General features: G+C 48.5%; 20 protein-coding genes. 12 read left to right on the top strand and 8 right to left on the bottom strand.

The features are described 5' to 3' along the window. Positions 1-232 precede the first annotated feature (232 nt). A complete protein-coding gene (locus AC4MRN_RS06490) occupies positions 233-487 on the top strand; it encodes a hypothetical protein (RefSeq protein WP_491202820.1) in 255 nt (84 codons plus the stop codon). Between the two features lie 256 nt (positions 488-743). Beyond that, positions 744-869 (top strand): DUF3149 domain-containing protein, encoded by a 126-nt coding sequence (locus tag AC4MRN_RS06495; RefSeq protein ID WP_073318841.1) that lies wholly within the window; start codon positions 744-746, stop codon positions 867-869. A gap of 42 nt (positions 870-911) precedes the next feature. Here AC4MRN_RS06495 and smrB read toward each other — a convergent pair whose 3' ends face one another. Next, positions 912-1475: an endonuclease SmrB gene (gene smrB / locus AC4MRN_RS06500; RefSeq protein WP_491202821.1), complete on the bottom strand. Its 564-nt coding sequence runs from the start codon at positions 1473-1475 to the stop codon at positions 912-914. Positions 1476-1578: 103 nt separating this feature from the next. Between smrB and prmB the strand changes: the two genes are divergently transcribed. Genes prmB through AC4MRN_RS06515 form a run of 3 tightly spaced genes read left to right on the top strand, consistent with a single transcriptional unit; the run spans position 1579 to position 4828 of the window. Then, entirely contained in the window at positions 1579-2517 is a 939-nt protein-coding gene (prmB, locus tag AC4MRN_RS06505) for a 50S ribosomal protein L3 N(5)-glutamine methyltransferase (protein WP_370242695.1), read from the top strand. Beyond that, positions 2518-3621, top strand: coding sequence for a chorismate synthase (aroC, locus tag AC4MRN_RS06510; protein WP_155015386.1), 1104 nt, complete (start codon positions 2518-2520; stop codon positions 3619-3621). A 25-nt stretch (positions 3622-3646) separates the two neighbouring features. Beyond that, positions 3647-4828, top strand: a complete 1182-nt coding sequence (locus tag AC4MRN_RS06515; protein ID WP_488802048.1) for an MFS transporter — start codon at positions 3647-3649, stop codon at positions 4826-4828. Between the two features lie 101 nt (positions 4829-4929). Here AC4MRN_RS06515 and AC4MRN_RS06520 read toward each other — a convergent pair whose 3' ends face one another. From AC4MRN_RS06520 to sodB, 4 genes are all read right to left on the bottom strand, one after another. Next, positions 4930-6453: a SpoVR family protein gene (locus AC4MRN_RS06520; protein WP_490402145.1), complete on the bottom strand. Its 1524-nt coding sequence runs from the start codon at positions 6451-6453 to the stop codon at positions 4930-4932. Next, the gene (locus tag AC4MRN_RS06525; protein ID WP_491202822.1) at positions 6453-7742 is read right to left on the bottom strand and encodes a YeaH/YhbH family protein; all 1290 of its coding nucleotides are present in this window, start codon (positions 7740-7742) and stop codon (positions 6453-6455) included. Before AC4MRN_RS06525 ends, AC4MRN_RS06520 begins: the two co-directional genes overlap by 1 nt. A 42-nt stretch (positions 7743-7784) precedes the next feature. Then, complete coding sequence (locus AC4MRN_RS06530; RefSeq protein ID WP_073318819.1) at positions 7785-9707, bottom strand: PrkA family serine protein kinase; 1923 nt, start codon at positions 9705-9707, stop codon at positions 7785-7787. 314 nt (positions 9708-10021) lie between these two features. Further along, the gene (gene sodB / locus AC4MRN_RS06535) at positions 10022-10606 is read right to left on the bottom strand and encodes a superoxide dismutase [Fe] (RefSeq protein ID WP_073318816.1); all 585 of its coding nucleotides are present in this window, start codon (positions 10604-10606) and stop codon (positions 10022-10024) included. A gap of 469 nt (positions 10607-11075) precedes the next feature. On the opposite strand from sodB, the gene AC4MRN_RS06540 reads away from it, so the two are divergent. The 5 genes from AC4MRN_RS06540 to AC4MRN_RS06560 all read left to right on the top strand — a co-directional run bounded on the left by AC4MRN_RS06540 (position 11076) and on the right by AC4MRN_RS06560 (position 19091). Then, positions 11076-11423, top strand: coding sequence for a Grx4 family monothiol glutaredoxin (locus tag AC4MRN_RS06540; protein WP_175555766.1), 348 nt, complete (start codon positions 11076-11078; stop codon positions 11421-11423). A gap of 356 nt (positions 11424-11779) precedes the next feature. Further along, on the top strand, positions 11780-14359 hold the full coding sequence (locus AC4MRN_RS06545; RefSeq protein WP_073318813.1) for a TonB-dependent receptor plug domain-containing protein: 2580 nt from the start codon (positions 11780-11782) through the stop codon (positions 14357-14359). Between the two features lie 103 nt (positions 14360-14462). Continuing rightward, positions 14463-15005, top strand: coding sequence for an RNA polymerase sigma factor (locus AC4MRN_RS06550; protein WP_073318810.1), 543 nt, complete (start codon positions 14463-14465; stop codon positions 15003-15005). A gap of 15 nt (positions 15006-15020) precedes the next feature. Next, positions 15021-16073 carry a FecR family protein gene (locus AC4MRN_RS06555; RefSeq protein WP_491202823.1) on the top strand — a complete coding sequence of 351 codons (1053 nt, stop codon included), beginning with the start codon at positions 15021-15023 and terminating at the stop codon, positions 16071-16073. A 168-nt stretch (positions 16074-16241) separates the two neighbouring features. Further along, a complete protein-coding gene (locus tag AC4MRN_RS06560) occupies positions 16242-19091 on the top strand; it encodes a TonB-dependent receptor plug domain-containing protein (protein WP_491202824.1) in 2850 nt (949 codons plus the stop codon). Positions 19092-19127: 36 nt separating this feature from the next. Here AC4MRN_RS06560 and AC4MRN_RS06565 read toward each other — a convergent pair whose 3' ends face one another. Continuing rightward, positions 19128-19322 carry a (2Fe-2S)-binding protein gene (locus tag AC4MRN_RS06565; RefSeq protein WP_073318801.1) on the bottom strand — a complete coding sequence of 65 codons (195 nt, stop codon included), beginning with the start codon at positions 19320-19322 and terminating at the stop codon, positions 19128-19130. A 336-nt stretch (positions 19323-19658) separates the two neighbouring features. Here AC4MRN_RS06565 and AC4MRN_RS06570 point away from each other — a divergent pair, with 336 nt between their 5' ends. Further along, on the top strand, positions 19659-20264 hold the full coding sequence (locus tag AC4MRN_RS06570; RefSeq protein WP_073320904.1) for a peroxiredoxin: 606 nt from the start codon (positions 19659-19661) through the stop codon (positions 20262-20264). A gap of 52 nt (positions 20265-20316) precedes the next feature. On the opposite strand, the gene AC4MRN_RS06575 is transcribed toward AC4MRN_RS06570, so the two are convergent. Together AC4MRN_RS06575 and rnt are read right to left on the bottom strand one after the other, a co-directional pair. Continuing rightward, positions 20317-21639 carry a sugar porter family MFS transporter gene (locus AC4MRN_RS06575; RefSeq protein ID WP_491202825.1) on the bottom strand — a complete coding sequence of 441 codons (1323 nt, stop codon included), beginning with the start codon at positions 21637-21639 and terminating at the stop codon, positions 20317-20319. A gap of 100 nt (positions 21640-21739) precedes the next feature. Beyond that, entirely contained in the window at positions 21740-22366 is a 627-nt protein-coding gene (gene rnt / locus AC4MRN_RS06580; RefSeq protein WP_490402774.1) for a ribonuclease T, read from the bottom strand. Between the two features lie 246 nt (positions 22367-22612). Between rnt and AC4MRN_RS06585 the strand changes: the two genes are divergently transcribed. Beyond that, positions 22613-23419, top strand: coding sequence for a flagellar protein MotY (locus tag AC4MRN_RS06585; protein ID WP_370167299.1), 807 nt, complete (start codon positions 22613-22615; stop codon positions 23417-23419). Positions 23420-23460: the final 41 nt, after the last annotated feature.

Consider the following 23460-nt stretch of genomic DNA (forward strand, 5'->3'; position numbering starts at 1 on the left):
TTTTTTTCGTCGTGAAATAATATAGGGATATCACAACGTGATATTTAAATGTGTTTCATACGACTCAGTTGCTACAAATCTCGTTATTCACTCGACATCATCAAACCATAGAAATTCGAAAGAGAATTAAAGTAAGTTGTTGTTTAAAATGGTTTTTTATATTCAGGCATAAACGAAACCACAACCAAAAGTTAATGTTGTTTTCCAGGTAGTGATATGTCAGAGGATGAGTATGTCAAATACATTCAGTAACAAAGCGACGACAGGCCAATATCGTGTGGTTGGCTACGATCAATACGACTACAGCGAATATTTCATCGATGAGCTGCCTAACCTGGAGCAAGCCCTTCGGTTACTTAAGACAAAATGCGCAGCACCTAACGCTACCCCTACCTCGTTTTCAGACGTCTATTTTATTTACAATGATAAAGAAGAAATCCTGTATAAGGGAACGTTTGATAATGGCATTGAACAACCGGTACGGTAAATCAAAGAACGATCACATTCACCAAGTTCCCATCACAAGTATTACCTCCTAGTTACCGCGTATATGGGGCTAACATTCTTCGAATAGTCTGTGCTAACAAGGCTTTCTTCACACTAGGCTATCAAGATTTACCACAACCTTTGATCTACATCATATTGCACGCGAGGGCAGCTCGGGGGGATTGATTTGGATCAGCATTTTTGGAAGGGAATGAGGGCAAACTTAACCCATAGAAATTGCAAAAAAGGTGAACGTTATGTGGAGCATGTTATTTAAAGATCCAGTGGTATGGGGCTCTCTGTTAGGTATTTTTATTATCTGCGTGATGATGGCGTATTACGCCTATATGTTTATTCACAACAGTGCCGATGACCACAAATAACCCTCAGTGATACTAACGCGGTTATTGTTAATTACGGTTGGCTTAGCGCTTTTTGGCGAACGGCGAGTCAACCGTCAGTAATACCAATAGTGCCCCCTGGCCACCGTATTCCAGCGGGGCCTGGTGGAATGCACGTACTTGCGGGTGCTGAATCAGGTAGTGGGGCAGTGCTTGTTTTAGCACGCCGGTACCGTGACCGTGTACCAGGCAAACACAGTCGACGTGTTCTTGTTTGGCTGTATGGAGCAGACTGGCCAGTTCCATTTTGGCTTGTTGCCGGGTCATGCCGTGTAAATCCAGAATATACTCCGGGCTGTAGTCGCCCCGTCTTAGCTGTTTTAGTTCATAAGCAGGGACGTCTTCCCTGCAGTAACGCAGTGCACCCTGCGGCGGAATAAAGCCTTCAAAGGCATCGGAGAATTCGAAGCTGGCATGGGCGTTGCGCTCTGCCTTTTGCTGGCGCTTTACGGCGATTTTCCTGGCCGGTTGCGGGGGCACATAGATATCCTGCGTGAGCGGCTTAACCCCTTTTACTTCTGACTGAAAAAGAGACAGGTCGTCCGGTTCTTCTGCGGACGGTGCCGAATACTTTTTCACGCTCAACATTCCTCTGGTTACGAACTGCATATATTGGACAAATTAAGCATGTCCGAAATGGTCAACATTATGTATCATACCACCTTTCTTAAAGCCGGGCATATTAAGCAACATGACAGACAAATTTTACCTCGACGAGGCCATTGCCGATTTGCACTCAATTTTAGATATGGTGCGTTGGGCGGTGAGTCGGTTTAACGACGCAGATTTGTTTTTTGGACACGGTACCGACAACGCTTGGGATGAAGCCGTCAGTCTGGTGTTTCAGGCGCTGCATTTACCCCATGGGTTAACGCAACAAACCGGTGACGGTCTGTTTGCTGCCAGGCTAACGCAAAGTGAGCGCAGTAAAGTGGCTGAGTTGGTGTTGCAGCGCGTGCAAACCCGCTTGCCGTTGCCATACATTACCAACGAAGCCTGGTTTTGCGGGTTGCCATTTTACGTCGACGAGCGCGTATTGATTCCTCGCTCACCGTTTGCCGAACTCATCGAGAACAAATTTGCTCAGTGGTTGAGTGAGCCACCGTCACGCATTCTGGATTTGTGTACCGGCGGCGGCTGTATTGCTATTGCCCTGGCGTACGCGTTTGACGAAGCCGAGGTTGATGCGGTGGACATCAGCGAAGATGCGTTAACCGTGGCTGAAATGAATATTCAGGAGCACGGGTTATCACATCGTGTGTTCCCGCTGTATTCAGATTTGTTCAACCAGCTTGAAGGACAGCAATACGATCTGATTGTGTCTAATCCGCCTTATGTGGATGCACAGGACATGGCCGATTTGCCAAACGAATTCCAACACGAGCCTGAGCTGGCACTCGCCGCAGGCGACGATGGTCTTGATCTGGTTGAGACTATATTACAACAGGCCCCACAACACTTGTCTGATAACGGTGTGTTGTTAGTAGAAGTGGGTAATTCACTGGTGCATATGGACAACCGTTTCCCGGAGTTAGAACTGGAATGGGTTGAGCTGGCACAAGGGGGCCATGGGATTTTTGCCGTAACCAAAGCGGCACTTGAACGATTTAACAACAGGAATAGTGTGTAAATGGCCGGAAATACATTCGGAAAGTTTTTTACCGTTAGCACCTTTGGTGAAAGTCATGGTATCGCTTTAGGTGGTGTGGTTGATGGTTGCCCGCCAGGATTAGCGTTATGTGAAGAAGATTTGCAAGTCGACCTGGACCGCAGAAAACCGGGTACCTCGCGGTATACTACTGCGCGTCGTGAAGACGATGAAGTACAAATTCTGTCGGGCGTGTTTGAAGGTAAAACCACGGGCACCAGCATTGGTTTACTGATCAAAAACAAAGATCAGCGCAGTCAGGATTATTCCAATATCGCTAACCGTTTTCGCCCGGGGCATGCGGATTATACCTACCAGCAAAAATACGGTATGCGAGACTACCGCGGTGGCGGCCGCTCATCGGCTCGCGAGACCGCGATTCGGGTTGCCGCGGGGGGAATTGCTAAAAAATTCCTCAAGCAGGTATACGGTATCGAAATTCACGGTTTCTTGTCGCAATTAGGGCCGATTGGCATCGACAGCGTTGATTACGATGTGATCAATACGAACCCGTTTTTCTGCCCCGATGAAAGCAAGCTGGAAGCGCTGGATGAGTACATGCGTGACCTGAAAAAATCCGGTGATTCAATTGGTGCCAAAGTGTCGGTAGTAGCAACCAACATGCCGGTTGGCTTGGGCGAGCCCGTCTTCGACCGCCTGGATGCAGATATTGCCGGTGCAATGATGGGCATTAACGCAGTGAAAGGCGTGGAAGTGGGTGACGGCTTTGATGTGATCACACAAAAAGGCAGCGAGCATCGCGATACGCTGACACCGGAAGGCTTTACCTCAAATCACTCGGGTGGTGTATTGGGTGGTATTTCTACCGGACAGGATCTGGTGGTACACATGGCACTTAAACCAACTTCGAGTATCTCGGTACCGGGTAAAACCATCGATACCGACGGCAATGCCATTGATATCGTTACTAAAGGTCGCCACGATCCGTGTGTGGGCATTCGGGCAGTGCCAATTGCTGAAGCCATGCTGGCATTAGTGTTAATGGATCACTGCCTGCGTCATCGTGCGCAGAATGCCGATGTAATGAGTCAAACCCCCGTGATCCCTGGCAACGCAGCCAAGTGATTCGACCTGCAATATTAAATCTGTCATGACAACGGTAAATCGCTTTACCGTTGTCGCACTCAGCCTTACCTACGCGCTGTATTTCGGCCAACTTGGTGTTATTACCCCTTATCTTGGCGTTTTCTTAGACGGACGAGGATTCACCTCAGCCGAAATTGGCGAGTTGTTCGCTGTAATTACCCTGGCGCGCATTATCGGGCCTTCGCTGTGGGCGGGGATAGCCGACAAGACCGGTAAAATCCTGTTTATTCTTCGCCTTGGTTGTGCACTCACGGTGTTTAGCTTCATTGGTGTGTTCTGGGCGTTTTCATTCTGGTACCTCACATTGACCATGGGGTTGATGATGATGTTCTGGACTGCCGTGTTGCCGCAGCTGGAAGTGTTGACCCTTCACACAGTGGATGGCGACTCAAAGCGCTATGGCAGAGTGCGGCTTTGGGGAAGTGTTGGTTTTATAGTGCTGACCGTGTTGGTGGGGCAGGCACTGGACTTCTTTTCTACAGAAACACCGATTTATGCCTCTATGCTGGTTCTCAGCGCGTTGTTTGTCAGTACGCTGGCACTCAGGCAGCCTGACACTATGCAGCGCAATCACAGTCAGTCTGGCAGTATCTGGGGCTATTTGCGCAATAAAGTTGTGATTGTATTTCTTATCGTCAATGGTTTGCTGCAGGTGAGTTTTGGGGCCTATTACGGCTTCTTTGCCCTGTATATGCGCGATCTGGGGTATACGGGTATGGAAACCGGCCTGCTGATTGCGCTGGGCGTGTTGGTTGAAGTGGGTATCTTCCTTATCGCACAAAAATTGATCGCCCGTTTCGGCGTGTGGCGATTGCTTATGCTGTGTTTGCTAGCTACCGGACTGCGCTGGTGGGTGTTAGGAACGCTGGCTGAGCATTTCTGGCTGGTGTTCTTCAGCCAGTTTATTCACGCATTGAGTTTTGGCTTGAATCATTCGACTTCGATGCAATTTATTCATCACTATTTTCCGTCACACATTCACGGGCGTATTCAGGCCGCTTACATTGGCCTGGCTTTCGGCTTGGGGGGCGCTATCGGCAATTACGCAGCCGGACAAATATGGCAACAGGGCAGTGGGGCATTCGAAACGTTTGCCGCGGCATCGGTATGTGCTGTTGTTGGTGGGCTACTTTTACTGTTGATTAAGCCAGCTCAAATGAGTCAACGACACCCTCTGCACAGTTAAAGACCACTGCGTCTGCATTGCATTTAAGTGTTGGTGGCAGTGAAATTGCAGGTAAAGTGCAAGCCGGGCAACGTGACATGCCCGGCTGAGATGACTTTCGTTCAGGTCGCGCCATTGACCCTCAGGCAACTAGCGAGGACTTTACTGTCTCCGTTTTCGTCAGCTTGCTCAAGTTTTACATCAAATTTCCAAAGGCGGTGCAGGTGACGCATGACTTCGTCTTTGCTGTCCGCCAGCGGAATACCGTTTTGTGGCACATAGCGTAACGTCAGCGAGCGATCGCCACGCACATCAACGTTGTAGATTTGAATATTAGGCTCAAGGTTGCTGAGGTTGTACTGGGCCGACAGTTTTTCTCTTATTGCGTGATAACCCTGTTCATCGTGAATAGCCGATACGCTGACATAGGGCTTGCTATCGTCGTCTTCAACCGCAAACAGCTTAAAGTCCCGCATTACTTTGGGCGACAGAAACTGACTGATAAAGCTTTCATCCTTAAAGTTATGCATGGCAAAGTGCACGGTGTCGAGCCAGTCTTTCCCGGCGATGTCAGGGAACCAGTAGCGGTCTTCTTCCGTTGGCTCCTGACAGATGCGTTTAATATCCATAAACATATTGAACCCGAGGGCGTAGGGGTTAATCCCACTGTAATACGGGCTGTTATATTCGGGTTGGGTGACCACGCTGGTGTGGCTGTGCAGAAACTCCAGCATAAAGCGGTCGGTAACCAGGCCTTCGTCATACAATGTGTTTAAAATATGGTAGTGCCAGAAACAGGCCCAGCCTTCGTTCATCACCTGCGTTTGTTTTTGCGGGTAAAAGTACTGTGAAACTTTACGAACAATCCTGACGAGTTCCCGTTGCCAGGGTTCAAGTAATGGGGCGTTTTTCTCAATAAAGTACAGCAGGTTTTCCTGAGGCTCTGCCGGGAAGCGAGGGGCTTCTTGACTGGATTCGTGTTTTACCTCAGGCAAGGTACGCCATAATTCATTTACCTGTGACTGCAAATACTTTGCCCGTTGCTTCTGGCGACTTTTTTCTTCCTGAAGAGACAATTTTTGTGGGCGCTTGTAACGGTCTACGCCGTAATTCATCAATGCGTGGCAGGAGTCGAGGGTTTGTTCAACTTCCTCATAGCCGTATTTTTGCTCACATTTCGCGATGTAATTTTTGGCAAATACCAGGTAATCGATAATGGAACTAGCATCTGTCCAGGTTTGGAACAGGTAGTTGCCTTTGAAAAACGAGTTATGCCCATAGCAGGCGTGTGCCATTACCAGCGCTTGCATGGTGATAGTGTTTTCTTCCATCAGGTAAGCAATACACGGATTGGAATTGATCACTATCTCGTAGGCCAGCCCCATGTGGCCACGGCGGTATTGTTGCTCAGTTTGAATAAACTTTTTGCCGAAGGACCAGTGCGTGTAATTGATGGGCATGCCTATGCTCGCATAGGCGTCCATCATTTGCTCAGCGGTGATCACTTCTATTTGGTTGGGGTAAATATCCAGTCGAAAGGCTTTAGCAATGCGGTCGATTTCGGCTTCGTATTGCTCCAGCATGTCGAAGGTCCAGTCCGGACCGTCACTCAAAGGCTGTGTTTTTACAGCAGAATTTGCAGCCATTAACTTCCTCCCGAAGCAGTCGATGAATTGGTCTTTTCAAACAACTCCCGGAATACCGGATAGATGTCATTCACCGACGTAATATGTTTACACACAAAGTTTTCGCAGCCTTCCTCCACGGTTTGGTATTCACGCCACAAGCTTTGATGCTGGCGCTCGGTGATTTCGATATAAGCAAAATACCGCGTTACCGGAAGTAGCTTTTTCGTCAGGAGCTCACGGCACTGGGGCGAGTCGTCAGCCCAGTTGTCGCCATCGGATGCCTGTGCGGCGTAAATGTTCCAATCGCTGTCCTGGTAGCGGGCCTGAATAATTTCATCCATTAGCTTGAGTGCACTGGACACAATCGTTCCGCCGGTTTCCTGGGAGTAGAAAAACTCCTGTTCGTCGACTTCTTTGGCCTGAGTGTGATGGCGTATGTAGACCACCTCAACGTTTTCATAGGTGCGGGTTAAGAACAAATACAGCAAAATATAAAACCGTTTTGCCATGTCTTTGGTGGCCTGATCCATTGAACCAGAGACATCCATGAGGCAAAACATAACGGCTTTACTGGTGGGAACCGGCTTCTTGGCGTAGTTTTTAAACCGCAGATCGAAGGTGTCGATGAACGGCACCCCGGCAATTTTGGCTTTCAACTTCGCGATGGTCTGTTCCAGTTCCAGTGTGGCAACCGTGTTGTCGTGCTTGTCGTTGCGAAGCGCTTCGAGTTTTTCTTCACACTCGCGCAATTTACGACGATCACCGGCGGTTAATGCGATTCGGCGGGCCATAGAGCCTTTCAATGAACGCACTATATCCAGATTGCTGGGCACCCCGTCGGTTTGAAAACCAGCCCGATAAGTTTCGTATTGCACCACCTGATCAAACTGACTGTTTTTCAGGTTGGGTAGGGCGAGGTCTTCGAACAGCAGGTCCAAATATTCGTCTTTTGAAATTGAAAAACTAAAATCATCCTGACCTTCGCCTGAATCACTGGCGTCGCCCTGACCACTGCCACCACCGCCTTGTTGAGGCGGACGGTCGATTCGGTCTCCGGCAGTAAACTGGTCGTTGCCAGGATGTACCGCTGTGCGCTTTCCGCCCTTGCCGGTATGAAATACCGGCTCGGAAATATCGCGCTTTGGAATACTAATTTGTTCGCCAGAATCAACGTCGGTCACTGAGCGTTCGCCCACGGCGTCTGAAACGGCGCGTTTAATTTGTTGCTTATAGCGTTTTAAGAAACGCTGCCGGTTAAGCGTACTCTTTCCCTTACTGTTTAACCGGCGGTCGATAAAATGTGCCATACAACCCCTTCATTCAAGCTTTACTCGCGGAATGCTACTGGCTTACGATGCTTTGCGGACGCGAAGGTACCACTCGCATAATAAACGCACTTGTTTTTGGGTATAGCCTTTCTCCACCATTCGATTGACGAAGTCATCGTGTTTCTTCTTGTCTTCCGCGCTGCCTTTGGTGTTAAACGAAATAACAGGCAGCAGGTCTTCGGTATTCGAGAACATTTTCTTCTCAATCACCGTGCGCAGTTTTTCGTAGCTGGTCCAGGTTGGGTTTTTACCGCCGTTATTGGCTCTGGCACGCAGTACAAAATTCACAATTTCGTTGCGGAAGTCTTTCGGATTACTGATACCGGCTGGCTTTTCAGTTTTTTCCAGTTCGGCATTCAGTGAAGCCCGGTCAAACAACTGGCCGGTTTCCGGATCGCGGTATTCCTGATCCTGTATCCAGAAGTCAGCATAAGTGACATAGCGGTCGAACAGGTTTTGACCGTACTCTGAATAAGACTCCAGATACGCGGTTTGAATTTCTTTGCCAATGAACTCCACGTAGTGGGGGATCAGGTAGCCTTTCAGGAATTCTTTGTAGCGGTCAGCGGTTTCCTGTGGGAATTGCTCTCGCTCGATTTGACGCTCCAATACATAGAACAGGTGCACCGGGTTGGCCGCCACTTCGGTGTGGTCGAAGTTAAATACCCGTGACAAGATCTTGAATGCAAAACGCGTGGACAGACCTTCCATACCTTCATCGACACCCGCGTAATCGCGGTATTCCTGGTATGATTTGGCTTTTGGATCGGTGTCTTTCAGGCTTTCACCGTCGTAAACCCGCATTTTCGAATAAATACTGGAGTTTTCTGGGGCCTTCAAACGTGACAACACAATGAATTGCGCCAGGCTTTTCAATGTGTCCGGTGCACAAGGCGCGCCCGATAATTCACTGTTCTCCAATAGTTTGTTGTAGATCCGCATTTCTTCTGAAACGCGCAAGCAATAAGGCACCTTCACAATATACACACGATCCAGGAAGGCTTCGTTGTTTTTGTTGTTGCGGAAGGATTGCCATTCCGACTCGTTAGAGTGGGCCAGAATTAAGCCGTCAAAAGGCAGCGCTGAGAAACCTTCGGTAGGGTTGTAGTTGCCTTCTTGTGTCGCGGTCAGCAGTGGATGCAGCACTTTAATGGGCGCTTTGAACATTTCCACGAATTCCATCAGCCCTTGGTTTGCTTTACACAGTGATCCAGAGTAGCTGTATGCATCCGGATCGTTTTGGGCAAACTGCTCAAGACGACGAATATCGACTTTACCCACCAGTGACGAAATATCCTGATTGTTTTCGTCGCCCGGTTCGGTTTTCGCAATCCCAATTTGGTCGAGAATAGACGGAAAGGTTTTAACCACTTTAAATTTGGTGATGTCGCCATTGAATTCGTGCAGGCGTTTGCGTGCCCAGGGCGACATGATGGTTTTCAGATAGCGCTTCGGAATGCCGTATTCCTGTTCAAGTATGTTGCCGTCTTCGTTTACGTCGAACAAACAGAACGGATGGTCGTTTACCGGTGAGCCCTGCAGGGTGTAAATAGGCACCATTTGCATAAGCTCTTTGAGACGTTCAGCCAAAGACGACTTACCGCCACCCACTGGCCCCAGTAAATATAAAATTTGTTTTTTCTCTTCCAGGCCCTGAGCGGCATGCTTGAGGTAAGAAACAATTTGCTCAATTGCTTCTTCCATGCCGAAGAACTCGTGAAAAGCCGGATAACGCGAGATGATACGATTTGAAAAAATACGACTGAGCGCTGGATCGGTCGAAGTGTCTATCATCTCGGGTTCACCAATGGCCTGTAGCAGTCTCTCCGCAGAGTTTGCGTAGGCCATCGGGTCGTTTTTACAGATGTCTAAGAACTCCTGGATGGTGAACTCTTCTTGCTTATGTTTTTCATAGCGCTCTTGGTAATGCTCGAAAATACCCATAAATACCCCTGTATAAAAAACGGTCTCCCGTAGTTCCAGCATAGACCTTAAATACGAGAAAACAAAGGGGTGCGATCGGTTATTTATCGTTTATTTTTGCAACAAAAATGTTAATGAAATCATGGAGGCCACAGATTTATTGGGCTGTGATATCAGATGGAGTTCATGAATTTTAGCGGTATTTTAGTGAATGTTCGGCGACATTGTTCGCGGAGTTGTTTATGCTGAAAAGCTGATGAAACGATGAATTATCAGACAAAAAAAAACCCGGCCATGGCCGGGTATTTTTACACTAATTGTTTAGTTTTTTGCAATTAAGCTGCGAAGTTTGCAGAAGCAAATTCCCAGTTAACCAGCGCCCAGAAACCTTCCAGGTACTTAGGACGCACGTTGCGGTAATCGATATAGTACGCGTGCTCCCACAAATCTACAGTCATCAGCGGAGTCAGGCTCTCGTCAGTTAACGGAGTAGCTGCGTTGCTGGTGTTTACGATATCAAGGCCGCCGTCAGCAGTCTTAACTAACCAGGTCCAGCTTGAACCGAAGTTGTTCACTGCTTTGTCATTAAACGCCGCTTTGAAGTCGTCAAATGAACCCCATTTCGCGTTGATCGCGTCTGCTAACGCACCTGTTGGCTCGCCGCCGCCATTCGGGCTCAGGCTGTGCCAGTAAAACGTGTGGTTCCAGATCTGTGCTGCGTTGTTGAATACGCCGCCTTCAGAAGATTTAACGATCTCTTCCAGGCTTTTTGATGCCAGGTCTGTTCCTTCGATTAGACCATTTAGCTTGGTCACATAAGTGGCGTGGTGCTTGCCGTAGTGAAAATCAAGCGTTTCTGCTGAAATATGTGGCTCCAGTGCATCTTTTTCATAAGGTAACGCTGGTAATTCAAAAGCCATATGAGTCTCCATTTTCGTGGTTGATTGTACGTAGTCTGTTGTCAGAGTAAGTGTTGTTATACATGGGGGTTACCCCGACTGTTTTGATATATAGGGACGAATCTCACTAACCCAATGACAAATTTCGGATTTTTCGATGGGTTGGTGTTTTTTCAGGTTAATTCGTCGACAGCGACTGCTAAGAATCATCAGACTATATGATGATTTGCGCAAATGCCAATAAATGTTAAGTGTAAACATAATACCGCGAACACGACGGATCTGATCAATCCAAAAGAGAATGGCATAGAGTGATGTGATCTAAGCATAAACCGGATTGCTGTCAGTGCACGCATAGGGATAAAGCACAAAAGATGATAAAGTGCTCGCCATTACAAGCTGTCGCAGTTTAACATTTAACGATGACAGCTTGAAAAAGCGTAAACCATGACCATATTGGTCATTCAGAATCAGATTTAACGAGGCACTCATGGAAAACAATGGTGAACTGAGCACAGTAGAACGTATTCAACAGCAAATCGCGGAAAACCCGATTCTGTTATACATGAAGGGCTCACCCAAACTCCCAAGCTGCGGATTTTCTGCGCAAGCGTCACAGGCGCTGATGTCATGCGGAGAACCGTTCGCATATGTTGATATTCTGCAGAACCCGGATATTCGCGCCGAACTGCCAAAATATGCGAACTGGCCAACGTTTCCCCAGCTGTGGGTAGACGGTGAATTGGTGGGTGGTTGTGACATCGTGTTAGAAATGTTCCAGCAAGGTGAGTTACAAACGCTAATCAAAGAAACTGCTGAGAAAAATAAAGCAGAATAAGCGTTGAAAAGTGTGCTGGCACACATATCGATTTCGAAAAAGCGGCTTTTTATAAGCCGTTTTTTTATGAGTGCTATTTAGTCGTTTTTTAATCAAAATTACGCTAAAAACACGTGATTTTTACCCCGCCTAAAAGTACATAGACAAGTCACAATTCACGATCCTCCATCATAAAAAAATATATTTTTAATTTAGTATATTTTGTTTGTTTTCTAATGGTTTAGCGACTATAACCCAAGGGCTATTTCGAATCTACGAGATGGTGTTGAAGGTTAAATTTACAGATAAAAGGCCGGTGATTTTTGCACAGCAAATGTCACCCAAAAAATGGCCTGACAAAAAACCGGGAAACCATTATGAACACAAGTTTGACGAAACTAACTTCTCAGCTAAGGCTGATTCTGGCAGCGTCGGTTGCTGCTGGTAGTGTGGTAGCAACGCCTGCACTAGCTCAAGAAGAAAGCAACGCAAAAGACGTTGAAAAAATCGCTGTTGTTGGTACGCGTGCTGCACCTCGCTCTATTGGCGACTCAGCAGTACCTATTGATATCATTTCAGAAGAAGAGTTTGTTAACCAAGGCTCTACCGACATGGTATCCATGTTACAAACGGTTGTGCCTTCACTGAACGTTAACGACCAGCCTATTAACGACGCCTCAACCCTGGTTCGTCCTGCGAACTTACGTGGTATGGCTTCTGACCATACTCTGGTACTGGTAAATGGTAAGCGTCGCCATCGCTCTGCAGTTATCACCTTCCTGGGTGGTGGTTTGTCAGACGGTGCACAGGGCCCTGACATTTCTACCATTCCGGCTGCTGCGTTGAAGCAGGTTGAAGTACTGCGTGACGGTGCTGCTGCACAGTACGGTTCTGACGCGATTGCCGGGGTTGTGAACTTCGTGCTGAAAGACGACGCTGAAGGCGGTATGTTCGAAGCGCGCACTGGTTCTTACTACGAAGGCGACGGCGACATGCTTCAGCTCACTGGTAACGTGGGCATGCCTTTAGGTGATGACGGTTTCGCAAACTTCACTGCGGAATACCGCACTTCTGACGCAACCTCTCGTAGCGTTCAGCGTGACGATGCTGCAGCACTGATTTCCGCAGGTAACACCTTCGTTGCTAACCCGTCGCAAATCTGGGGTAGTCCTGAAATCAAAGACGACGTGAAACTATTTGCTAACCTCGGTATGGACCTGGGTTCTGATTCACGCGTGTACTTGTTCGGTAACTACGCTGAGCGTGAAGTAGAAGGTGGTTTTTATTTCCGTAACCCGCACACCCGTGGTGGTGTATACGACGGTGGTACTGACGACAACGATACGCCACTGTTGCTGGTAGGTGACCTGGATGGCGTAGGTATGGGGCTTGAATGTCCTACGGTGCGTATTACCGACGGTAACGTACTTGACGACGCTGATTATGCTCTTATCGCAGATAACTCAACGCCGATTGGCGCAAACTGTTTTGCTTTCAATGAACTGTTCCCGGGTGGTTTCACACCACGTTTCGGTGGTACCGTACAAGACATGTCATTGATTTTGGGAACCAGTGGCGAATTTGGCAATGAAATCGGCTACGACGTTAGCCTGAACTTTGGTCAGAACGAAGTTGATTTCGCTATCAGCAACACCATCAACCCGTCTTTGGGCCCAGATACGCCGACATCTTTCAAGCCGGGTAAATATATCCAGACTGAAAAATCATTCGACGTTGATCTGAACAAGCCAATTGAAGTGGGTTTGTCTGAGCCATTGTACTTAGCCGGTGGTTTCCAGTACCGTCATGAAACGTATGAAAGCATCGCTGGTGATGATGCGTCTTGGGCGATTGGTCCATTGGCATCTCAGGGCTTTGGTATTGGTTCAAACGGCTTCCCTGGGTTGTCTGCGCGTAGTGCGGGTGAAGCATCCCGTCACAACATTGCATTGTATGTTGATGCAGAAGCGTATCTGACTGACGATTTGTTGCTGACTGCGGCAATCCGTTACGAAGATTTCTCTGACTTTGGTGATACCACTAAAGGTAAAGTGTCGTTGCGCTATCAGGCTACTGATAGCATCGCATTCCGTGGTGCCTACAGCACAGGCTTTAAAGCACCTACAATTGGTCAAAGCAACGTACGTAACGTAACGACTGCGTTTGGTACTGATGGTAAGCTAATCGACCGTGCAACGTTACCACCAACAGACCCGATTTCTGTACAAAAAGGCGGTACGCAGCTCACGCCTGAAGAGTCAGAAAGCATGAGCGTTGGTATGGTTGCTGAATTCGATAGCGGCCTGTTCCTGACCGTTGACTACTACCACATCGAAGTGACTGACCGTATTAGTACTACGTCAGGTATCAAGTTAACTGAAGAAGACATCGCAGCGCTGCTAGCACAAGGTGTTGATGACGCGTCAAGCTTCTCAGAAGTTAGCTTCTTCACCAATGACTTCGACACCACGACTGAAGGTGTGGACATTGTTGCTAACTACTCAATGGACATGTTAGGCGGTGATACCAAGTTCTCACTGGCCTATAACTGGACATCCACCACTGTAGATGAAGCATCAGATAACATCTCAGCAGAGCGTGTTCGCATGTTGGAAAACAACCTGCCTGCTACACGTTACAGCTTCACTGCGAACCACACCAATGGTGACTGGCGCGTACTGGGCCGCTTGAACTTCGCGGGTAGTATCTACGAAGATCACTTGGATTCAGGCCTGCCAATCGGTCAGGTTAGCTCTGAATACACATTCGATTTAGAAGTGGGTTATCACTTCACAGACAACCTGCAGTTGGTTGCTGGTGCGAAAAACCTGTTCGACGAGCGTCCTGACGAAAACGTACTGTACGACAATGAAATTGCCGGTTCTCAGTACCCAACAACGTCACCAATCGGTATTAACGGTGGCTTCTATTACCTAAGGGGTATTTACACTTTCTAAGGTAATTGTTTTTCCCTGTGACCTGGCCGACCGGTATAATGCCGGCCGGCCATTTTGGTCACGACTATACTTAGCAGTAAAAACGAGTTTATAAGACCTGGCAATGAGCGAAAAATCGAAGATCGCCTCCACTTACATGAAATATCGCAGCAAACTGATGCGCGCGATAAGCTCAATTGTGGATGCTAACGATATAGAAGACATTGTGCAGGATGCTTTTGTAAAAAGTTACGAAGCAGAATTAAAGCAAGAGATACAATACGAACGCACTTACATGCTCAGAACAGTGCGGAATCTGGCGCTGAATCACGTCAACCGAGCAGCACATCAGCTCAATGATCAAATTGAGAATATGGATGTACTTGCTACCGACTTTAGTGACGAAATGATTGAGCGGCAGGTAGAGAGCAAACAGCGATTTATTCATTTTTGTCAGGCCACTGAAAACCTGTCAGCTGAAGTAAAACGCGTATTTTTGTTAAAGAAAGTGTACGATATGAGCCAGAGGGACATTGCAGAGCTTTTGCAAATCAGTGAAAGCACTGTTGAAAAGCATGTCGCTAAAGGTTTGATGCAGTGTGCACAGTTTTTAGCGCGGCAGCAGCAACCCCATAACAGGGACGAAAGCCAGTCTAATCTGGGGTAGAGCAGAGCAGTAGTCATGAATAACGTTAGTCAATTCAACAGCAAAGAAACCATTCAGGCTAAAGCCTGTGAGTGGATAGCGGCCATCGACCGCGGTCTGTCAGCGGAAGAAAGCGCTGCGCTTCAAGAGTGGATGGCGGCCAATCCGTCGCATCAGAAAATGCTGTTCGAAATGGCCCGTCTTTGGGACGATATGAGCGTAATGCACGCCTTACAAGGACTGGTGACCTATCAACCTCACAATACACCCCGACGCGTTAACAAGTGGCTGGCGGCCGCTGCGGTGCTCGCAGTCTCTGTCACCGGCGCGCTGAGCTGGAACATGTTACCTGCTATCGAGCCTACTGAAACCGTTGCCAGCGTTACACAAGAATCAGCAACCGAGATCGGTGAGCAAAAAACGGTGCTATTGGCCGACGGCTCCAAAGTATTTCTGAATACGGATACACAAATCCGTGTTAATTTTTATCCGGGTTTCAGACAAATTGAGTTACTGAAAGGGGAAGCGCATTTTGACGTTGCCCACGACCCGGCCAGACCTTTTACCGTGTTCGCGGGCGAGAATGCGGTTACAGCGGTAGGTACCGCTTTCAATATGGAATTCACCCGGGACAACGCGTTTGAATTGGTGGTGACCGAAGGAAAAGTCCGGGTATCGCAACAATCGGTCTCCGACAGCACTACAACAGCAGAACGCAATCGGGCGCCACTACCTATTGAGCTGGAAGGTGTGATGGTGTTTGCTGGTGAACAGGCGCTGGTGAAAGAGAGCGTGTCAGCCAGAACGGCTTTAACCCAGTCAGAAATTGCCCAGAGTCTGGCCTGGCAAGACGGACAGATCGTTTTTACCGGTCAACAGCTTAACAAAGCGCTGGATGAAATCAGCCGGTACACCCAGGTGAAATTTGTGATTGATGACGATCGCATTATTGATACCCGTATTGCTGGCTACTTCCGCGTGGGCGACATCAATGGCTTATTAGCGGCACTGGAAAACAGTTTTGACATTCAGTCTTATCAGGACGCCGAGCAAAATATCCATTTACACCGGGCAGATAGCTCGATTTAACTGCATACAAACAGCTATTTACAGAGAATGGGTGCACTGCGGTTGAGTTTATGTAAATATTAGCGGAATTTTACGCGGCATTTTTATTTTTCATTGTACGTTAGGCATTGGACAAGCGCTTCTCTAATTCTGTTACTGGCATCAGGCGGCCTCGCCACGCCAGCATCTGTGCATGCCCAATCATCAGAACATGCAAATAGTCAGCTTACCGCGCAGCGATATCACTTTTCGATACACCCTCAAACGGCTGACAAAACGCTCATTGAGGTTGCCACCCAGGCTAAAACCACACTGTTATTTCCCTTTGAACTTGCTCAACAGGTCGCACTGCCCGGCGTAGAGGGGGTTTATACGCTCGAAGAGGTGTTACAACATTTGCTTGTTAACACGCCACTGGCAATCAATACGGATGAAAACGGCTTCCTTACCATTGTTCAGCGACAAGCATTACCGCCGCCATCCAATAACGATGAACTACCTGACGCGGTTCGCATAGCGGCAACAGAAGAAACGTTGCCACAATTTGAGCGGATCTCGGTGCTGGGTACCCGGGCATCGGCACGCGGCGCATACGACTCAGCAGTGCCACTGGATATTATTGCCCTGGATCAGCCGTTTTTTCAGGGTAGCCAGAATATGCTGGATGCCCTGACGCAGACGGTACCTTCGCTAAACGTTAACGCTCAAACAACCAACGATGCCGCCATGCTGGTACGCCCTGCCAATTTGCGTGGCCTCGCATCCGACCACACATTAACCTTGTTAAATGGAAAACGTCGGCATCGCTCAGCGGTGATCACGTTTCTCGGCGGTGGATTGTCCGACGGTGCGCAAGGACCGGATATTTCCGTGTTACCGGTGAGTGCGATTGAGCAGGTGGAAGTGCTACGAGATGGCGCTGCAGCCCAGTATGGCTCAGACGCCATCGCCGGAGTTATGAATTTTAAGTTGAAGAGTGCCCCGGAGAGCGGCTCATTTACCCTGACCAGTGGTCAGCACAGCGCGGGCGACGGTGAGATGATTGGCGTGCAATACAGCCAGGGTATGGGATTTGAAGGCGGTGGCTTTTTACATATCAGCACCGAATTTCAACAGCAGCAACCAACCTCAAGAAGTGTGCAGCGAAGTGACGCGCAAAGTCTCATAGAGGCTGGGAATTCATTTATTGCAAACCCTGCTCAACAGTGGGGCAGTGCCGATATGGACAGTGATTTGAAGTTAGCTGTAAACACTGCGGTTCCTTTATCAAATGGCACTGAATGGTATAGCTTCGCGTTAGGTACACTGCGGGAAATGGAAGGGGAGTTTTATTTCCGCAATCCGCAAACCCGTCAGGGGGTGTTTGTAACCGATAATACAACCGGTCCCCGGCAACTGCTAATTGCAGATTTGGATGGCTTAGGGCAGGGGATAGCGTGCCCCGTTATTACACTCGGTAATGAAAACGTGCTGACCAACCCGGCTTTTTTGCAAATAAACGACCCTTCTAGCGATGTAGGGCGCAATTGTTTTGCCTTCAACGAATGGTTCCCCGGCGGCTTTACTCCCCGTTTCGGTGGCAAGGTGAAAGACGGTAGCTGGTACACAGGCGTACGTGGTGACTTGGGCAATGATTGGTTTTTCGATGTCAGTGCCGGAGTAGGGTATTCGGGAATTCAGTATTATATCGACAATACCGTCAATCCCTCTTTAGGGCCGGATTCGCCTACTTCCTTTAACCCCGGTGGCGCTGCGCAGTTGGAGAAAAACGCCAGCGTGGATCTGGTGAAAGAAGTGGATGCACAGATGTTTCAGCCAGTTACACTGGCCATGGGCATTGAATGGCGAAGCGAATTGTACAAACAGGTTAAAGGTGAGGAAGCGTCATACGTAGTGGGTCCCTTTGCGCAGAATGTGACGGGGGTTCATTCAGGGTTTTCGGTAGGCGCCAATGGCTTTCCGGGATATCGCCCGGAAACATCCGGTCAATGGCAGCGAAGTAATCGTGCTGTGTACGTTGATGCGTCTATTCCCTTTTCGGCTGAATGGCTGTTTGGCGCAGCCATTCGTGCTGAAGATTTTTCGGATTTCGGTACCCACCTGGATGGTAAATTCAGTGCGCGCTGGCAATTTACCACGTCGATGGCTCTGCGTAGCTCAGTGAGTACGGGGTACAAAGCGCCAACAGTTGGCCAGAGCAATATCATTAATATCAGTACCAAGTTCGGCTTGAACGGGTTAGAAGACCAGGTGACATTGCCACCCTCTAATCCGGTAGCGAAGCAATTAGGCGCATCGGCACTGGCACCTGAAGAGTCAACTAACATCAGTGTCGGCCTGGTAGCAAAAGTAAAATCTGTTGCCCAACTGACTTTGGATTTTTACCAGATTCGATTGTCTGACCGGATTAGCACAACCTCTGCGATTCCGCTGTCTGAGGATACTATTGATTTGCTGTTGGCACAGGGTTTCAAAGAAGCCGAAACCTATCGCAGCGCCAAGTATTTCACCAATGATTTTGACACCCTGACCCGGGGCATGGATCTTATTTTCCACTGGCGTTTTGCGTCTGGTGACTGGCAGAACGATCTGCTGGCCAGTGTGAACTGGACGGATACGCAGGTTACCCGAGTTACCTTGAATGACACCGGTGCCAGCGAGGATACTAATTTGACGCGTCAACGCATTCGAATGCTGGAAGACAACTTACCAGCCTGGCGTGCGAATGTGACGTTGAATCAGCAATTCGGACCGAATGAATTAAGTTGGCGGCTCAACTACTACGGCAGCTTCTATGAAGATCATCTCGATGCTGCTGCGGGGTTGGATATAGAGTCTGGCGGGCGTTTCACGCTGGATGCGCGCTGGCAATATGCATTTACCCCGGTGTGGGGGGTGACGTTTGGGGTAAATAACCTGTTTAACACTCAACCCGATATTAATCCTTATCAGTTTGTTGCAGGCGCGAAATATCCTTCAACCAGTCCGGGTGGTATTGACGGAAGCTATTATTTTGCGGCAATCAATGCCAAGTGGTAACTGTGATTGTAAAGCGCAGTACTACCGGGGCGGGTACTAGCCCACGTCTTTGAATAAGGACTCGTCGATGATAGTAGAGTCAATGATTTGCTGGGCCATTTGGATACAACGCCCGCATTGTGAACCCACTTGCAGTTGCTCTTTTAATTGACGCATGTTGCCCACACCGTCTTCAGTGACAGCGCGTTTAATAGCAGTATCGGTAATGCCGTAGCACATACACACGTACATAAAAAAACCTCTAACTAGTGTTGCAAATGATAATAATTGTTATTTGTTATCTTTGCAAATGCTTTTCCGCAAATTTAGCCAAAAGTTAGCTATGTGCTTTTATCAGGCTGTAGTGATTTTTGAACAGCCCCTAGGCAAATGCCATAGGGGAAAACCCGGATTTGCTTTTATGCGTCATCAATCACAAAAAAACTGGTCGGATTATTTGAAAGTTTTCACCAGATGCTGTTGTTTTATAAAAAAGCGCACCAATAATAGACATGGCTGGGACAACAGTGTCAGCACCCATGGCAATACTGCCATTAGGAATAATCACAAACACAAGTGGAGCAAATTATGAGCGTACTGGTAGGCCGTCCGGCCCCGGACTTTACTGCTGCTGCAGTGCTAGGTAGCGGTGAAATTGTTGATAGCTTTTCTTTAAGCGAAGCCATTAAGGGTAAAAAAGCCGTTGTTTTCTTTTATCCATTAGACTTTACCTTTGTATGTCCTTCAGAGCTGATCGCTTTCGACAAACGTTATGACGAGTTTGCCAAGCGCGGTGTGGAAGTGATTGGTGTGTCTATCGATTCTCAGTTCTCTCACAATGCATGGCGTAACACGCCGGTTAACCAAGGCGGTATTGGTCCGGTTAAATACACCCTGGTTGCTGACGTGAAGCACGAAATCTGCCAGGCCTATGACGTAGAGCACCCGGAAGCAGGTGTAGCGTTCCGTGGTTCATTCCTGATCGACGAAGCAGGTCAAGTACGTCACCAGGTAGTTAACGATCTGCCTCTGGGCCGTAACATCGACGAAATGCTGCGCATGGTTGACGCACTGGCGTTCCACGAAGAGCACGGTGAAGTATGTCCGGCGGGCTGGACTGAAGGCAAATCTGGTATGGACGCAAGCCCTGAAGGTGTTGCTAAGTACCTGGCTGAAAAATCAGAAGAGCTATAAGCTTGAACGATATTTAAGTGAAAGGCGCCGGTTGGCGCCTTTTTCATTGGTGCTAGCGGCTGTCTGAGAGTGACATACCCAATTCTTCAATGGATTTGCCACGGGTTTCAGGAAACAACCAGAGCACGCATATAAGCTGCACGACCATCATCACAGTAAAGAAGCCAAAGATGACAGTGGGCGTAAAGCTGCCTAACACAGCTGGCATCACAAGCGTAATCAAAGCCGCCAGAACCCAATGGGTACCGCAGCCCAGGCTTTGCCCCTTGGTGCGCACCGAGTTGGGGAATATTTCAGAAATAAACACCCAGATCACTGCACCCTGGCCCACCGCGTGTGACGCGATAAACATGAATATAAAGGCAACCACTAAATTACCCGCCAACGACAACTGAAACGCTATCGTGAGTGCGGCTAAAGACAGAATGTAGCCTATTGAACCTATAACGAGCAGGGTTTTACGGCCAGCTTTGTCAATAAGCACCATCCCCAACATGGTAAATAGCAGGTTGACCAGGCCAATGCCCGCACTCGACAACAACGCGGCACTGCTGTCCAGTCCCGCCAGACTGAAGATGCGTGGGGCAAAGTAAATCACAAAGTTAATACCCGAGAGCTGGTTAAAGAAAGCCAGTAAAAACGCCAGCAGTATTGGCCAGCGATACGCATGACTGAACAGGTTCTCGCTAGCGCGTTGCTGATGTTCACTTTCAATTTGGGTTATCAGGTGTTGCGGCGAAGGTTCCCCTACAGCATGCAGAATCTGACTGGCTGCCTGGTGATCCTGTTTGTGTAGCAGCAGCCACCGGGGACTCTCTGGTACAAAGAAAACCAACAGCAGGTAGATAGCCGCAGGAAGGGCTTCTATGCCCAGCATCCAGCGCCAACTGAGCAGAAATGTATCTGCCAGCAGATAGTTTGATAAAAACGCGATTAATATGCCAAACACAATTTGGAACTGGTAAAGCGCAACCAGTCGACCACGCTGAGCCGCTGGTGCTATTTCAGCAATGTAGGCGGGCACCGCTATCGAGGAGACACCGACGCCGATACCGCCAATAAAGCGCATTACACTGAAAGTAACAGGATCTGTTGCCAGCGCTGAACCCAATGCAGACAGCAGATATAGCACCCCAATAGCAATCAGTGTGGTTTTGCGGCCAAACCGGTCACAGGGAATGTTAGCGCCTAATGCCCCCAGTACTGTGCCCCATAGGGCCGATGACATGATAAACAAACCATGGGTAAGATCAGAGGTTTGCCACAAGGCTTGGATGGGTTGATCTGCTCCGGATATTACAGCTGTATCAAAGCCAAATAAGAACCCGGCACAGGCTACGGTAATACTCCAAAGCAGTAATTTATTGTTCAGCATAATAGGATCTTAATCGTTTAAGTTTGTTAAGTGTACAACTCAACGACGAAGTTACAATGCCTTTTTACAATTATTTAACGAAATGGGGCGAGATGGTCTGCTAAGGAAGCGGCCATCCGCCTAACGAGGCATACCGATTGACGATGTAGCAAAACAGCTCGGCAGTTTTCTTTGCATCGTACAACGCGGAATGGGCTTCTTTCTGATCGAATGCAATTCCCGCAGCCTGGCAGGCTTTTACCAGCACGGTTTGACCGACCGCCAGACCTGACAGGGTTGTGGTATCGAAAGAAACAAAAGGGTGAAACGGCGTGCGTTTGATGTTGCAACGCTCAATGGCAGCATTAACGAAGCTCTGATCAAAAGTAGCATTGTGCGCGACAATGACTGAACGTTGGCATTCTGCGGCCTTTTGTTGTTTGCGTATGGTTTTACACAGTTCTTTCATGGCTTCATCTTCGTCGATGGCACCGCGCAAAGCGCAGTTCGGATCAATGCCATTAAATTCCAGCGCGGCCGGCTCGAGGTTCGCGCCTTCAAACGGCGTAACGTGGGCGTGATACGTCTGATCCGGGTGCAGCATACCTTCTTCGTCCATATGAAGGGTTACGGCGGCAATTTCTAACAAGGCATCGGTATTGGCGTTAAAGCCGGCGGTTTCAACGTCGATAATAACGGGAAAGTAGCCTCTGAAACGGTGTGCAAGCTGAGGTTTGGTGTCGGACATATCACTCAAAAAAACGTTGTGGACGAATCGAATAACGCGGAAGTCGCGAATTAAACGTAAAGTCAGTTCTCATTCAGGGGCAAATTATGTCAACATTAGGCAAGAGTATCTACCTGGAACTAAACTTTTCTCGGCAATTGTCGATAAGTTAACGAGGCATATTCAGAGGCTAGTATGGTTAAATCCATTTTGCATAGTTCAATTGTGTTGGCATTGGGTCTGACAACATGTGCTGCTCACGGCGCCATGCGTCAGTATCACGCCACGGTAGAATCGTCGGATTGGCAGGTCAGCGAACCATCAAGGTTAAGCTGCACGCTGTCGCATGCGTTGCCGGGTTACGGTGAGGCTCAGTTTACCAGTGTCGCATCAAAGCAGCTCAACATGGAGTTTGTGCTGGATATGCAACGCTTGCCGAAACGTTTTGATACGGCTGCTGTGTATTCAGTGCCGCCGGCCTGGATGCCAGGACAGCGCGCCCGTCAGATAGCGGATATGACCATTCGCACTCAGTACGATGGCGATTTGCCGGAAGACACCGCCTGGACCATGCTCAGTGAACTCGAAAAAGGTTTCTGGCCAACCATTTACTATCAGGATTGGTACAACCCCGCAGACAAGGTAGCGGTTGGCCTGAATGCCAGTAATTTCATGCCGGTGTATCAGGAATTTGTAAGCTGTGTGTCAAACCTGTTGCCTTACAGTTTTGAAGATATCAGCTATACGGTGTTGAGTTACGAGAAAAACAGCGTCGAGCTGTCTAAATACTCTAAGAAACGTCTGGCCATGATTGGCGATTACCTGCGAGAAGACAACGACCTGGAGCTGGTGTTGTTAGACGGCTATACCGACAGCTACGGTGGTTCGTGGAACAACCAGCAGCTTTCCGTGCGTCGCGCCAATGAGGTAAAGAGTTATCTGACAGACCTAGGCGTAAATCCGGATCGCATCGAATTAACCGGTCACGGTGAGAAGCGCCATATCTCACCGAATACTACCAGTCATTCCCGAGCGGCCAACCGCCGCGTAGTCGTCAGACTGGCGAAGTCATAGATTCAAACTGATTTAAATGAAAACGGCCGCATCTTGTTGCG

This window comes from Marisediminitalea sp. (genome assembly GCF_984433645.1).

Coding starts and splice junctions, on each gene's coding strand:
- aroC (WP_155015386.1), top strand. CDS start 2,518: ATGGCCGGAAATACATTCGGAAAGTTTTTTACCGTTAGCACCTTTGGT.
- smrB (WP_491202821.1), bottom strand. CDS start 1,475: ATGTTGAGCGTGAAAAAGTATTCGGCACCGTCCGCAGAAGAACCGGAC.
- prmB (WP_370242695.1), top strand. CDS start 1,579: ATGACAGACAAATTTTACCTCGACGAGGCCATTGCCGATTTGCACTCA.
- AC4MRN_RS06545 (WP_073318813.1), top strand. CDS start 11,780: ATGAACACAAGTTTGACGAAACTAACTTCTCAGCTAAGGCTGATTCTG.
- AC4MRN_RS06495 (WP_073318841.1), top strand. CDS start 744: ATGTGGAGCATGTTATTTAAAGATCCAGTGGTATGGGGCTCTCTGTTA.
- AC4MRN_RS06570 (WP_073320904.1), top strand. CDS start 19,659: ATGAGCGTACTGGTAGGCCGTCCGGCCCCGGACTTTACTGCTGCTGCA.
- AC4MRN_RS06550 (WP_073318810.1), top strand. CDS start 14,463: ATGAGCGAAAAATCGAAGATCGCCTCCACTTACATGAAATATCGCAGC.
- AC4MRN_RS06530 (WP_073318819.1), bottom strand. CDS start 9,707: ATGGGTATTTTCGAGCATTACCAAGAGCGCTATGAAAAACATAAGCAA.
- AC4MRN_RS06520 (WP_490402145.1), bottom strand. CDS start 6,453: ATGGCTGCAAATTCTGCTGTAAAAACACAGCCTTTGAGTGACGGTCCG.
- AC4MRN_RS06585 (WP_370167299.1), top strand. CDS start 22,613: ATGCGTCAGTATCACGCCACGGTAGAATCGTCGGATTGGCAGGTCAGC.
- AC4MRN_RS06525 (WP_491202822.1), bottom strand. CDS start 7,742: ATGGCACATTTTATCGACCGCCGGTTAAACAGTAAGGGAAAGAGTACG.
- AC4MRN_RS06575 (WP_491202825.1), bottom strand. CDS start 21,639: ATGCTGAACAATAAATTACTGCTTTGGAGTATTACCGTAGCCTGTGCC.
- AC4MRN_RS06515 (WP_488802048.1), top strand. CDS start 3,647: ATGACAACGGTAAATCGCTTTACCGTTGTCGCACTCAGCCTTACCTAC.
- AC4MRN_RS06540 (WP_175555766.1), top strand. CDS start 11,076: ATGGAAAACAATGGTGAACTGAGCACAGTAGAACGTATTCAACAGCAA.
- AC4MRN_RS06565 (WP_073318801.1), bottom strand. CDS start 19,322: ATGTACGTGTGTATGTGCTACGGCATTACCGATACTGCTATTAAACGC.
- AC4MRN_RS06555 (WP_491202823.1), top strand. CDS start 15,021: ATGAATAACGTTAGTCAATTCAACAGCAAAGAAACCATTCAGGCTAAA.
- rnt (WP_490402774.1), bottom strand. CDS start 22,366: ATGTCCGACACCAAACCTCAGCTTGCACACCGTTTCAGAGGCTACTTT.
- AC4MRN_RS06490 (WP_491202820.1), top strand. CDS start 233: ATGTCAAATACATTCAGTAACAAAGCGACGACAGGCCAATATCGTGTG.
- sodB (WP_073318816.1), bottom strand. CDS start 10,606: ATGGCTTTTGAATTACCAGCGTTACCTTATGAAAAAGATGCACTGGAG.